General features: G+C 40.5%; 9 protein-coding genes. 6 read left to right on the top strand and 3 right to left on the bottom strand.

Going from position 1 to position 14471, the window contains the following annotated elements:
- Positions 1–7 precede the first annotated feature (7 nt).
- Positions 8–1213, bottom strand: a complete 1206-nt coding sequence (locus CWB85_RS04080; protein WP_138554174.1) for an aspartate aminotransferase family protein — start codon at positions 1211–1213, stop codon at positions 8–10.
- A gap of 205 nt (positions 1214–1418) precedes the next feature.
- Here CWB85_RS04080 and CWB85_RS04085 point away from each other — a divergent pair, with 205 nt between their 5' ends.
- Positions 1419–1847, top strand: coding sequence for an Lrp/AsnC family transcriptional regulator (locus CWB85_RS04085; protein WP_016706707.1), 429 nt, complete (start codon positions 1419–1421; stop codon positions 1845–1847).
- 109 nt (positions 1848–1956) lie between these two features.
- On the opposite strand, the gene CWB85_RS04090 is transcribed toward CWB85_RS04085, so the two are convergent.
- Together CWB85_RS04090 and CWB85_RS04095 are read right to left on the bottom strand one after the other, a co-directional pair.
- Positions 1957–2877, bottom strand: coding sequence for a hypothetical protein (locus CWB85_RS04090; protein WP_138554175.1), 921 nt, complete (start codon positions 2875–2877; stop codon positions 1957–1959).
- Between the two features lie 88 nt (positions 2878–2965).
- On the bottom strand, positions 2966–4879 hold the full coding sequence (locus tag CWB85_RS04095) for a putative bifunctional diguanylate cyclase/phosphodiesterase (RefSeq protein WP_138554176.1): 1914 nt from the start codon (positions 4877–4879) through the stop codon (positions 2966–2968).
- 488 nt (positions 4880–5367) lie between these two features.
- Here CWB85_RS04095 and CWB85_RS04100 point away from each other — a divergent pair, with 488 nt between their 5' ends.
- The 5 genes from CWB85_RS04100 to CWB85_RS04120 are packed head-to-tail and all read left to right on the top strand — an operon-like array spanning position 5368 to position 14463.
- The gene (locus tag CWB85_RS04100; RefSeq protein ID WP_016706704.1) at positions 5368–5667 is read left to right on the top strand and encodes an isoamylase early set domain-containing protein; all 300 of its coding nucleotides are present in this window, start codon (positions 5368–5370) and stop codon (positions 5665–5667) included.
- A gap of 10 nt (positions 5668–5677) precedes the next feature.
- Positions 5678–7675: a 4-alpha-glucanotransferase gene (malQ, locus tag CWB85_RS04105; protein WP_138554177.1), complete on the top strand. Its 1998-nt coding sequence runs from the start codon at positions 5678–5680 to the stop codon at positions 7673–7675.
- Positions 7676–9907, top strand: a complete 2232-nt coding sequence (gene glgB / locus CWB85_RS04110) for a 1,4-alpha-glucan branching protein GlgB (protein WP_138554178.1) — start codon at positions 7676–7678, stop codon at positions 9905–9907.
- A complete protein-coding gene (gene glgX / locus CWB85_RS04115) occupies positions 9891–11948 on the top strand; it encodes a glycogen debranching protein GlgX (RefSeq protein WP_138554179.1) in 2058 nt (685 codons plus the stop codon). Before glgB ends, glgX begins: the two co-directional genes overlap by 17 nt.
- Positions 11941–14463 (top strand): glycogen/starch/alpha-glucan phosphorylase, encoded by a 2523-nt coding sequence (locus tag CWB85_RS04120; protein ID WP_138554180.1) that lies wholly within the window; start codon positions 11941–11943, stop codon positions 14461–14463. The genes glgX and CWB85_RS04120 overlap by 8 nt, the downstream gene beginning before the upstream one ends.
- The last annotated feature ends 8 nt before the right edge of the window (positions 14464–14471 follow it).

Below are 14471 nucleotides of genomic sequence, written 5' to 3' on the forward strand. Positions count from 1 at the left end.
AATTAGGTTAACCGTTTACAACATCCGCAACCGCTTGTTCAAAGCGTGCTAAGCCTTCATTAATGTCTTCAATTGGGATCACTAACGAAGGTGTAAAACGAACTACATTAGTTCCTGCAACTAAGTTCATTAAGCCATGTTTGGTACTGGCAACTAAAAAATCCCGCGCGCATCCTTCAAATTTGTGGTTCAGTACTGCACCTAATAATAGACCTTTGCCACGTACTTCGCTAAACACATCGAATTTGGCATTAATTGCATTTAAACCATCACGGAACAGTTGCTCACGTTGTTTAACACCGGCGAGTACATCAGCGGTATTTACAGTATCAAAAGCCGCTTCTGCGACGGCACAAGCAAGTGGGTTACCGCCGTAGGTTGAACCGTGGGTGCCAACTTTAAGATGCTGGGCGATTGCCGTTGTGGTGATCATTGCACCAATTGGAAAACCACCTCCGAGCGCTTTGGCCGTGGTTAGAATATCCGGTGTTACGTCTAAGTCTTGGTATGCGTATAAAGCGCCAGTACGACCAACACCTGTTTGTACTTCATCAAAAATTAATAATGCGTTGTGCTTGTCGCACAGCGCGCGCACACCTTGCATAAATTCATTATTTGGCGAAATGATACCGCCTTCACCTTGCAGTGGCTCCATCATAACCGCACAGGTTTTATCACTAATTAGTTTTTCAAATGCAGCTAAGTCATTGTAGTCACAGTGATCAATCGCAGCAGGTTTAGGGCCAAAGCCGTCTGAATAAGCGGCTTGTCCGCCTACTGTTACTGTAAAGAATGTACGACCATGAAAACCTTTATTGAAGGCGATGATCTGTGTTTTATCGTCACCGTAAACATCTAGCGCAAAACGACGCGCTAGTTTCAGTGCCGCTTCGTTTGCTTCTGCACCAGAGTTGGCAAAGTAGACTTTATCGGCGAAAGTCGCATCGGTCATTTTTTTTGCTAAGCGTAGCGCGGGCTCATTAGTCATTACATTTGAAAGATGCCAAATTTTTTCGCCTTGCTCTTTAAGTGCGCTCACAAGCGCTGGATGACAATGACCTAAACAGTTAACTGCAATACCACCGGCGAAGTCAATGTACTCTTTGTCGTTTTGATCCCACACTCGAGAACCTTGTCCACGAACAGGGATCACCTCTGATGGATTATAGTTTGGCACCATGACATCGTTGAATAATTCTCTTGTTACTTGCATCTGTTACACCTAAATCTGGCTTAAAGTGAAAAAAGTGATATTGCATAAAAGGAGTTAATTAAGCCGTTATTAACTCGCAATAGATTGATTTAATAATTTTTATTATCTACAACGGTTATTATCTTGGTTCGAAGTTTAAATTTGCAGTGCTATTTTGTGAAAAATGATTAAAATAAAATGCAAAATAGTGAAGAGAATAACCAATATGATAACTCCACAAGATGAAAAGCTACTTTCTATACTACGTACAAACGCTAGGGCGAGTATTTCTGACCTTGCGCGGCTACTTAACTTGTCGCGCTCTACAGTGCAAAGTCGCATGTTAAAACTTGAAGAGTCAGGCGTTATCAAAGGATACAGTGTTGATTACGGTGAAGCCTATTTAAATGCCATGGTGTCTGCACACGTATCCATAAAGGTAAAACAAAAACTAACCACTAAAACTAATTTAGAACTTAAGCAAATAGATGCTATTTCACAACTGTATGCTATCAGCGGAGAATTTGATCTTATTGCTGTCGTCCAAGCGCAGAATTTAGAAAAGCTCAGTCACTTGCTTGATGATATAGGCAACCTTGATGGTGTAGAGCGAACCACGTCTTCGGTTATTCTTGAGACTAAGTTTAGCCGTTAAATACTCGAATAAAACGTTGTTTTTCGATAGTAAAGCTGTGCTTAGAGGAAGACAGTGAACGTCTTTCGCGGTGATTAAACTAAGTGTCACTGTAAAAGCTCACACTATATTAGGGGTGCTCAGGCAATTTACGAATAATCTTTTTTGTTACTTCATCTAATTTAATAACATAAGCATTGCCGCCAATGCCTTTAAATTCCTCATCGGTAAAGATCAAGGTATTTTCATCGTAAAAAGTGATCGCTTCTTTTTGTGTGACAATCCCTAAGTCTATTCTAGAGACATCGCCTGAGAAAAACTTATCCCCGCTGAAGTTTTCAAAAAGCCAGATACTTGTGGAATCAAGCAGGACTAATTTAGTACGATTTGGACTTAACGCGGCTGAGGTGATCCAACATAGCTTCTCCATAGTGGTACAGGTTTTAAATGAATCAATTAACTCAGCATCGAAGTTAGCGGCGTGATCGCCAACTTTATATACATTGGTTATACCATCAAATGGTTCGGTACGATTCTTTGTAAAAAGATATAAGTGGCGGCCAAATGCAACAAATGCTTCAAGATCAAAATTACGCTTATCTGGCGCTACAGGATTACCATCAAGTTCTGGGTAGGTGAATTTAATGATCTCGGCTTCGGTAGTATCGCCTTTAATATCAATAGGGTTTTCGATTTTATAGATCGTTAGCCATTTGCGTTCTTGCTTATTATTACCAAAATCTCCCAAAAAGAAATGACCAAAGTCGTTTTGAGTCATATCCTCCCAGTCGATATTTTTAGCATTTGTTACCAGCACTTCTTTAGCAATTGAACCATCTTCGTTAAGACGATAGAGTTTTGGATCATCACCGCCATCATTTATAGCCCACAGTCGATTAAATTTATCAAATTCAATCCCCGATATTTCTTTTAACTTAGGATCTACACTAATTTTTTTTTTACTGTATAGGGTATAAATAGACATACTGACAATGATAGCGGCAACTAAAATGGCCACGGTGATTAGAGAATAAAGGCTTTTTTTGAGCATGGAAAGCTAGGATTGATACTAAGTTACTGAGTATTATTATCTATTTTTAATATAATTTCTATGGCAAGAGGATGATAATGAGTCCTTATTATACTTCGAGGTTCCACACGCCAGTTCCAGTGGCGGCAATATGATTAACATTACCTTGTAATACTTTACTGCCAACATTGACTGATGATTGGGGATGGCTAACTAAGTAGCCTTGTACGCAGCTGATCCCCATACGTTTTACTAATTCAAATTGGGCAATTTCTTCAACCCCTTCAGCAACGATTTTAAGGCCTAACTTTGCTCCTAACTCACTGATTGAGTTTAAAATTTCGTTGTATTTTGGGTTTTCATTGGCCTGTGCAATAAACAGTCGGTCAATCTTAATAACATCAATAGGTAAGTCGGCTAAGGTACTTAAAGAGCTAAACCCGGTTCCAAAATCATCAATCGCGATGGTGACTCCCTCTTTACGCAACTTTTCAAGTTCATTAATAATGGTATCACTTGCCGTGATCAAGGTTGACTCGGTAATTTCTAACATCAAAGAACTGGGTGGTAGGCCGGTTTTAGCGAGCTTTTGCATTACCCACTCATGCACAGGGCGGTGTTTTAATTGGATACCTGAGACATTTACAGAAATTTTTACTTTGCGCATTCCCGCGTTGTGCCACGCCGACATTTGTCGGCATGATTCCAACATGATCCAGTCACCAAGCTCTAAAATAAGGTTTGACTCTTCAGCGATAGGAATAAACTCAACAGGAGAAATGGCTCCCTCAACAGGGTGATCCCAACGAACTAAGGCTTCAAAGTAGTCTATCGCACAATCTTCCACATGTACGATAGGTTGAAATGATAAATGAAAATTCTGACACGCAATCGCTAACCTTAGTTCTTCTAGCAGGTAGTGGTAACGGCGCATCTTATTCCCCATTTCTGGTGAATAGACTTTAAAAATTCCACGCCCGTCGGTTTTAGCGCGATACATTGCAACATCAGCCATTTGCAATAAAGCATGTGGTGTGGAGGCGCTGTCGGGATAAACCGCGATGCCAACACTGGCGCTAATTTTTATAAGCTTATTACCGAGAACAAAGTCACGTTCTATTTCGTTTAGCACATGTTGCGCCACATCGAGCGCTTTTGAGTCAACATCTATATTATTAATAAATATAGAAAACTCATCACCACCTAAACGTGCTAAGTTTTGCTCTAACAAGCTTGTTGGGTTGACATCATTAAGCTTATGGTGACGCAATACGCTGGCAAGGCGTTCGGCAACTTGTATGAGTACTTCATCACCAAAACTGTGGCCAAAGGAATCATTAACTTGTTTGAAACCGTCTAAATCGATAAAAAGTAATGCACAGTGAATATTTTTGAATTCTGCGCCATTGAGTTGCCGATCAAGATGTTCTATGTATGCATGACGGTCAATTAATAATGTGAGTTTGTCTTGGCAGATACTTGTTTGGGTTTCGCGAGCGTAATTAGCAACATGCGTGGTTAAAGCATTAATTGCTTGGCTCAGACGAGTGATTTCTGTCGGATGTTCTAGGCTAGGAAGTTGTATATTAAAGGAGTCGATTATTTTTTGAGTTTGTGAGTTAAGTTGGGAAATGAGTTGTTTTTCGCGTCTGCTATTGAGCTGTTTGCCTAAATACCAGGTAAAAAATAAACCAACTAAAATCAATAAAATTAAATTAACGGGTGACAAAATGGTTGCTTTGATCATCGATGATGATTGTGCGGTAATAAACTGTGTATCGGTGACTTTAATGAGTAAGTAATCGATGCCATCTTTGCTGATGATATGATGACCACTTAGAATCGGGTTATACCAAGCGGGCATGGTGAGCTCTGTGGTGGCGGTATCGAATGCTTTGATTGCAATGCTCGATTGCTGCGGATTAATAGTATTGACTTGCTTGGTTAATAATATATTCATGCCATAACAAAAAATAATGATAGCAATGAAGGTAATACTGAGTAAGCGAAAAAGTTTAGTCATTCCATTAAACCATTTGATCCCAATTGTATGAGTTTATTATTAGGTACTGTGCATTTTTGCCAGTATATAGTTTGTCAGACTAACTAACAAAACATTTCTTTACAATAGGTTTGTAAAGAAAGCGCAATTTCATTAAACGCTGTTGTGTCGCGGATTATCGAGTGTTTACTCAACTTAACTATTAAATTAATTCACTTTACCAGATGCTATTTGTTAACTACTTTATAGTTCACTATTTGGACAGTAATTAAAACTTGGTTTAGTTCTTGCTCCTGTTTTAATTGCTTATAAGTAGGTGAACATTTTGCAATTTTATTGCACTTTTTAGGTGCAGCATTAATTTAATTGCACTGTCATAAAGCATCAATATAACTTTGTTTAACTGAACAAAGTTATAAAACACAATACAACCCCCTGCATATGTTGAGTAGTTGAGCACGGCACGGTGGCAAGGATTAATTAACCATAAGGTTTAGTTGGAGCCCGCTATGTTAAGTAAACGATTTTTTAAAACTAAAAATGAAGCTGAAGTTACCTTTGAATTTCAGCATCCTCAGGCAGATCAAGTTCAACTAGTTGCTGAATTTACTGATTGGCAGCCTGTGGCTATGAAGTTTAATAAAAAAGAGCAGTGTTTTAAGCTTAAGCAACGTTTACCCAGCGACCAACAGTTTCATTTTCGCTATTTAGTTAATGGAACTATTTGGGACAATGATCATCACGCTGATGGATATATTGCGAACAGCTTTGGTACAGAGAATAGTATCGTTAATACACAACGTATTTAAGGCGCGGTTAATGGAGTCACTTTCACAGCTATTTTATCTACATGGTATTGGCTATGAGTACACTAAGTATAACGGCGAACATGTTGTGTTTAGTAATGCAACCCGCAGTAAGGCTTTGCAATGCTGTGGTGTTGATGTCACTGATCAGGCACAGGTTGATCATCTTAATGTTCTTTTAGATGCAAATAAATGGCTACAACTGGTGCCAAGTTGTAGTTTAGTCAATGCTGAGCAACCTGCTGTTAAAGTGCGAGTTGATAGCCGTATGCTAGCTCAAGACTGTACGGTCTCTTTTTCCAGTGTTAATTTGCCGACTGTTACACATTCATTAGCTGCGCTTGATTGTAGCGGTGATTATGTATTTAACGGGATCACGTATTTAGAGCTCGTTTTTCCTTTACCCAGTTTGCCAATTGGCTATGTTGATGCACATGTGCAAGTGGCCGATATCATACAGCACACCCAGCTATGGGTAACACCTCGACATTGCTATCAAGTAAGTGATAAAAAGCAAAGCGGGTTATCTATTCAACTTTATAGTTTAAAAAATAAAGCTGATCTTGGTGTAGGGGACTTTGCTGATTTACTGGCGCTAGTGCAGCAATCTGCGCAGCAGCAGTTGGACTATATTTTACTAAACCCACTGCATTTACTTTTTTGTGAGCAACCAGAGCGAGCAAGTCCTTACAGTCCAAATAGCCGTGCATTGTTAAATCCACTTTATATAGCCATCGATTTGTGTGTAGATAGCAGTAATAATCCTGCACTTGAACGCTATTTGCACAGCCATGCCGCTAAAGAGTTTAAACAGCGTATACAAGACTTACGTTATATTGACTACAGTGCAGTAAATCAGTTTAAGTATGCTGCATTTAAATTATTGTATCAGCACTTTCAAACTTATGGCAGTGAACAACGTAAACAACACTTTGCTGATTTTTGTAAGCTGCATGAAGCCACGCTGTCTACATTGAAGGTTACAGATACCGAATTTGCCAACTACTTACAATGGCAAGCGCATGTGCAATTAAAACAGTGTCAAATCAGTGCTCGAGAACACGGTATGAGTATCGGTTTGATCAATGATCTAGCGGTAGGGTGTGCAGGTGATGGCAGTGAATTTTTGAATCAACAGTCACTATTTACAGATTCGGCCTATGTTGGGGCACCACCTGATCCTTGGGCTGAGCAAGGGCAAAACTGGGGATTACCCGCACTTAATCCAATTAAGCTCAGTGATAACAATTTTAGTTACTATAAAGCGTTAATTCGCGCCAATATGGAAAATGTGGGTGGCCTGCGCATTGATCACGTAATGGCAATTCGTCGTCTATGGTGGTGTTTTGAAAATCAGCAGCAACAAGATGGATGCTATGTTTATTATCCTTTTGAACATTTACTGGCTGTATTGGCAATTGAATCACATTTAAACGAATGCATTGTGATTGGCGAAGATCTCGGTGTGGTTCCTCCAGAAGTGAAAACCGCCCTTGCAGATAAAGCTATTTTTTCAAATGGTTTATTTTACTTTGAAAAAGATAATCAAGGTGAGTTTTTAACTGCGCAGTCATTTCCTTCGCAATCATTATTAATGATTGCAAATCATGATGTGCCACCTTTTTTTGGTTGGTGGCAAGGGCTTGATCTTACTTTAAGATTGAAATATCAATTAATTGATGAACAGCAATTAGCTCAACTTCAAACAGAGCGCGATATTGAAAAACAACGCTTACTGCGTTTTCTATCGAGCTGTGAAGCACACTCACTCACGCAGCAAAGCGACGCAAGCGATGTTTATCATGCCGTGACTTTAGGCTTAGCACATGCACCCGCAAAGTTATTTACGATCCAGCTCGATGACCTAGATGAGCAAACCTTACCAGTTAACATTCCGGGAACAGATCAAGAGTACCCTAATTGGCGTCGGGTATTAACGCATTCAAGTGAGCATATTTTGACCCGCCATAGTGCACTGCTCAATGCTATACATTCCATAAGGACAAATTAAATGAACATTCTTGTTCGTAAATCTGCAAAATTACAGCACTATGAACAACAAGTTGATGCCTTAAAGCGTGGCTGCTTTAAAGACCCATTTAGCTTTTTAGGGTTACATGCTATTTCTGATACGCACAGTGAAATCCGCTGTTATATGCCAGGAGCAACAAACTTAAGTATTAAACTGGCGAAGCAAACACTTTCTTGCACACGTTACCCTGATTCTGATTTATTTATTTTACAACTGAATAATAAAGATATCTCGGCTTATCAACTCGTGGTTGATTACAGCGATTGTCAGGTTGTTTGTGAAGATGTTTATCGATTTGAAAGCAGTTTGGATGACAATGCAATGTACTTATTCAACGAAGGTACGTTGGAGCATGCTTATCGTCATCTTGGTGCTCATTTTATCGAATTTTCTGCTGCGGAAGGGGTGCGTTTTAGTGTTTGGGCACCCAATGCCAGCAGTGTCTCAGTGATCGGTGAATTTAATCATTGGCAACGTAGTCAGCATTTTATGCGTTTTCATCCTGCGTCAGGCGTATGGGACCTCTTTATACCCGGGCTGACACAAGGGCAGTGTTATAAGTTTTCGATCACTACGCTCAGTGGCGAAGTGCTTGAAAAAGCAGATCCATTTGCATTTAAAATGCAACAAGCTCCGGGTACTGCCTCCGTATTACAAGCTCGTCCTGCTGCGATTGAATTGACCGACACAATGCGCGCACAACGGAGCAAGCGTAATGCAGTAGATGCGCCTATCAGTATTTATGAAGTGCATTTAGGCTCTTGGCAACGTGGTGCAGAGGGCCGTTATTTAACGTATCAAGAATTAGCACAGAGGCTCATTAGCTATGTAACAGAGCATGGCTTTACACATATTCAACTTATGCCGATCAGCGAGTATCCATTTGATGGCTCTTGGGGATATCAGCCGGTTGGTTTATTTGCACCAACCAGTCGTTTTGGTGGTTTGGATGATTTTCGCTATTTTGTTGAACAATGCCACCTAGCAAATATTGGTTTACTGATTGATTGGGTGCCAGGGCATTTTCCAAGTGATCCCCATGGCCTACATTGTTTTGATGGCACGCATTTATTTGAACATGCAGATGCGCGGCAAGGTTTTCACCCAGATTGGAACACTTACATTTACAATTACGACCGCCCAGAAGTTCGTAGTTTTCTGGTTGCAAATGCGATGTACTGGTTGGCAGAGTTTGCCATTGATGGCCTGCGTGTTGATGCTGTGGCGTCCATGCTTTATTTAGATTACAGTCGTAAAGAGGGACAATGGATCCCGAATAAGTATGGTGGCCGTGAGAACTTGGGGGCGATTGAATGTTTAAAGCAAGTTAACTTACGTTGCTATGGTAACAATCCTGGGATCATGATGGTTGCTGAAGAGTCCACGGCTTGGCCTGGAGTTACGCGTCAGGTCGATCATGATGGCTTAGGGTTTGGCTACAAATGGAACATGGGCTGGATGAACGATAGTTTGCATTATATGCAACGGGATCCACTATACCGCCAGCATCATCACCATGAATTAACGTTTTCCATGGTATATGCCTACAGTGAAAACTACATTCTGCCGTTAAGCCATGATGAAGTGGTGCATGGTAAAGGTTCATTAATTGAAAAAATGCCAGGTGATGATTGGCAAAAATTTGCAAATTTACGTGCGTATTACGCGTTTATGTGGGCACACCCAGGTAAAAAGTTACTGTTTATGGGCAGTGAGATAGCGCAACGAAATGAATGGAATCATGATCAATCTATTGATTGGCATTTGCTTGAGCATTTATCTCACCAAGGCGTGCAGCGAACCATAACATTGCTCAATCATGTTTACCGTCGTGAGGAAGCACTGCATCAATTGGACACCGATCCTGCGGGCTTTTGCTGGATAGATAACCAAAATGCCCAGCAGAGTATTTTTAGTTTTATTCGCTTTGCAAAAAAAGCCAGTAATTATGTGGTTGTGATCAGTAATTTAACGCCAGCAGTTTACCATGACTACTGTATTGGTGTGCCAACAGCTGGTGAGTTTGAAGTGATTTTAAATACCGATGATGAGCAACTGTTTGGCTCTAGCGTGCGTGTATTTGCTCATACCAATAAAACAATTACTAGTTCACCTATTGCAACTCATGGCCAGCAACACAGCATCAAGATTTCATTACCCGCGCTTGCGACCGTTTACTTAAAAAAGGTGCCTGATGAGTCTATCAATTGAACTAAATAAAGGACATGTCTCGCCACTTGGTGCAAGTGTACTTGCTGACGGCGTTAATTTTGCTGTGTATGCACCTTTGGCTAAACAGTTATATGTGTGCTTATTTGATGCCAGCGGTCATACCGAAGTGTTAAAGCTGGCAATGAATAATAACGAAGGTGGCATATGGAGTTTACATATAGCGCCGCTCGCCGTCGGTACTTTATATGGTTATCGTGCTGATGGTGAGTACCAACCTAAAAAAGGACTGTTTTTTAATAGTCAAAAACTGTTAATTGACCCTTATGCAAAAGATTTGTTTGGTGAATTTACATGGAGTGAGCGCCATTATGGGCAAATGCCTATAGGCACCTTAAGTACAGTCAATAATGCGATTGATATTCCAAAGTCTAAAGTGGTTCAGTTATTGCCTTATCAAGGTAAAAAGCCCAATCATAGCTGGGGTAAAACAGTTATTTATGAATGTCATGTAAAAGGCGCAACTGCACGCCATCCAAGTATTCCGGCTCATTTACAAGGCACTTACTTAGGTTTGAGCCATCCAAGCTTTATTGAACATTTACGCTCACTCGGTATTACAACATTAGAGTTGTTACCAGTACACAGCTTTATTAGCGAACAGTTTTTAACAGCAAAAGGCCTCCAAAATTATTGGGGCTATAATACGTTAAACTTTTTTACACCACATAAAGATTATTTAGTGACTGATGAAATTGCTGAATTTCAGCAAATGGTTACCAAGCTACATGAAGCGGGTATCGAAGTCATTTTGGATGTGGTTTACAACCATACTGCAGAAGCGGGTAGTGATGGCGCTATTTTATCTTGGCGTGGCTTAAATAACCCAGGTTACTATCGTACGTTACACGATGATCCGGCAGTTTATATAAACGATACAGGTTGTGGAAATACTTTAAATATAGATGACTCATTTAGTCTGAAAATGGTCCTTGATAGCCTACGTTATTGGGTTGAAATAATGGGGGTTGATGGGTTCAGATTCGATTTAGCCACCATTTTAGGCCGCACTGCACAGGGATTTAGTCAAAGCCATAGTTTTTTACAAGCCATTAATCAAGATCCCATCTTAAGCCAAGTTAAGCTTATTGCTGAGCCTTGGGATATCGGCCCAGGTGGCTATCAGCTTGGTGCTTTTCCTGCTCCATGGCGTGAATGGAATGATAAATATCGCGATGTTGTACGGCGTTTTTGGCAAGGCCAAAACAATATGTTGGCTGAGCTTGCTAAACGTTTACATGGCTCGTTTGATTTGTTTGGTCATAATCATCGAGGACCGCTCAATAGCATTAACTTTATCACCAGTCATGACGGGTTCACATTAACCGATTTAGTAAGCTATGAGCATAAGCATAATGAAGCCAATGGTGAGCAAAACCGCGACGGTCACAGCGCGAATTATTCATTTAATTGCGGTGTAGAAGGTTTTACCGATGATGTAAAAATAACAGCGTTACGGTTACAACAACAAAAAAACTTTTTACTCACTTTGTTGCTTTCAAAAGGCGTACCTATGCTCTCATCTGGCAGTGAAATGGGGCATTCACAAGGCGGTAATAATAATGCGTATTGCCAAAATAATCGCACTGGTTGGCTGGCATGGAAAGAGTCACAGCGAAACCATAGCTTGACGCGGTTTATTGATGATGTGCTTAGTATCCGTAAGCAACATTGTGTTTTTAAGCACAGTGTATTTTTACATGATACTGATAAACGCTTTGCTGTTGACTGGTATACCGAGCAAAGTAAAGCAATGCAAGAAAGTGACTGGCATGATGGCTCGAAACAATTTTTGATGTATAGCTTAAAAGATACTCAGTTGAATACTGCGTTATTGATTATTTTAAATGCAAGTAATGTTGCGGTTAAATGTCAGTTACCAGTGCTTGAAGGGTCGGCTGGTTGGCACTTGGCGATCAGTAGTGTTGATCAAGCAAAGCTTAAAGATAGCGAAGAGTTTGAGGTTGCTGCACAAAGCAGTTGGGTTTTTACAGGCAATTTAGAGGATCAAGGAAATGGCTAATAACGGTGAACAAATATGTATTGCAAAAAGCTGGCAAGATGCCCCTTTAATCGATGAAAGTACGCTTGAAGATGATTTATCTCGCCATTTTTACTATACCCTTGGCCGCGATAAAGTCGGCAAGTCTCAACTATATCTATATAACGCACTCGCGTTAACTATCCGTGATCGATTAGTGGCTCGTTGTCGCGCCACTAAGCAACAAATACACAGTGAGAAACGCCGCAAAGCAGCATATATATCGCTGGAGTTTTTAATGGGGCGGGCTCTGGGTAATGCCATTTTAAATTTAGATTTAGATGCACAGGTCAAGCATGCACTGAATAACTATTGTGCTCATATTGAAGGAGTGGCTGAAGCTGAGCATGATGCTGGTCTAGGTAATGGTGGTTTAGGACGATTGGCAGCTTGTTTTTTAGATAGCTGTGCAAGCTTGGCATTACCCGTAACTGGATACGGTATTCGTTATGAATATGGCATGTTTAACCAATCAATAGAAGATGGTCACCAAATTGAACAGCCCGATAATTGGTTACGTGAAGGACATCCCTGGGAGTTGAGCGCACCAGAGCAAGCTAAGCGTGTTAAGTTTTTCGGCCATGTAGAAAGTTATACCGATAAACACGGTCGAGTTCATCGCCAATGGTTAGATACGGAAGACGTGTTAGCTGTCCCTTATGATGTGCCGATCCCAGGTTATAAAAATGACATTGTGAATACTCTTAGACTTTGGAAGTCAGAAGCCACTGATGAGTTTGATTTAGGCCAGTTTAATGCTGGAAGTTACTCTGATGCGGTTGCCCATAAAAACCTAGCTGAACAAATTACGATGGTGCTTTACCCTAATGACAGCAGTGAAAATGGTAAAGAGCTAAGGCTTAGGCAGCAGTATTTTTTATCGTCGGCGAGTCTACAAGATATCGTTGATGCGTGGGTATCACAGCACGGCGAAGATTTTACTGATTTTGCGCAACATCATGTTTTTCAACTGAACGACACGCACCCAAGTATTGCGGTTGCAGAGTTAATGCGCTTATTGATTGATGACTATGATCTTGATTGGGATAGCGCATGGCAGATCACCACAAGTACAATGGCGTACACTAATCACACATTACTTCCTGAAGCTCTAGAAAAATGGTCAGTGTCATTATTTTCACGCTTATTGCCGCGTATTCTAGAAATAATCTACGAGATAAACGCCCGTTTTCTGGCTCACGTTGCTTTGGCGTGGCCTGGAGATGTTGCAAAACAACGAGCCTTGTCATTAATCGAAGAAGGCCCAGACCCGCAAGTTAGAATGGCATATTTAGCTATTGTGGGCAGTTTTTCAGTTAATGGTGTTGCTGCTTTACACACTGAATTACTTAAAGAAGGTCTATTTAAAACCTTTTATGAGTTGTGGCCGGAAAAATTCAACAATAAAACCAATGGCGTCACGCCGCGCCGTTGGCTTGCACATTGTAATCCAAAGTTAACTCAGCTGATTAGTGAAAAAATAGGCCAAGATTGGGTAGGCGATTTTGCCCAAATTAGCCAATTACGTCGTTATTACGATGACGTTAATTTTCATCAGCAATGGCAAGCAGTTAAGCTTGAAAATAAACAGCGTCTAGTTTATTTAGTTAAAGCTAGGTGTGGGGTTGAATTTGATACTAGCATGCTCTTTGATGTGCAAGTAAAGCGTATTCATGAATACAAACGCCAGTTATTAAATGTACTGCATATCATTCATTTATATGATCGTATTCGCCGCGGCGACACCGAAAACTTAGTGCCACGCTGTGTTTTATTAGGCGGTAAAGCAGCGCCAGGTTATTACATGGCAAAACGTATCATTAAACTGATAAATAATGTTGCTGATGTGATTAATAAAGATCCTCTCGCGCAGCCTTATTTACGTGTGGCGTTTTTACCAAACTATAATGTAACAGCGATGGAAACTATTTGCCCTGCAACAGACTTGTCAGAACAAATTTCGACTGCTGGTAAAGAAGCGTCAGGCACAGGTAATATGAAATTTATGATGAATGGTGCGCTGACCATTGGCACTCTAGATGGGGCGAATATAGAAATTCGTGATGCCGTAGGTGCTGATAATTTCTTTCTTTTTGGTGCACAAGCAGAGCAGATTGAGGGTATAAAGCAAAGTTATAACCCACTGCATATTATTCATAATAGCCCTGATTTACTTAACGTAATGCAACTACTTGAAAGTGGTCACTTTAGCTTATTTGAACCCGGTTTATTTGACGACATTATTGGTGCAATCAAAAGTCCTCACGATCCTTGGTTAGTTGCCCATGATTTTGACAGTTTTGTGCAAGCCCAACGAAATGTTGAGCGTGCCTACCAAGATCAACAACACTGGACGCAAATGAGTATTTTAAATACTGCTGCCAGTGGCGTTTTTTCAAGTGACAGAACGATTGGCCAATACAGCGATGATATTTGGCATTTACAAGCATTAACAACATCTAAAATGGCCGACACAGCCACTAATAGCACAGATTAATACGGAGA

Origin of the sequence: Pseudoalteromonas sp. S1727 (assembly GCF_005886375.1) — a bacterium.
GTDB lineage: Bacteria > Pseudomonadota > Gammaproteobacteria > Enterobacterales > Alteromonadaceae > Pseudoalteromonas > Pseudoalteromonas haloplanktis.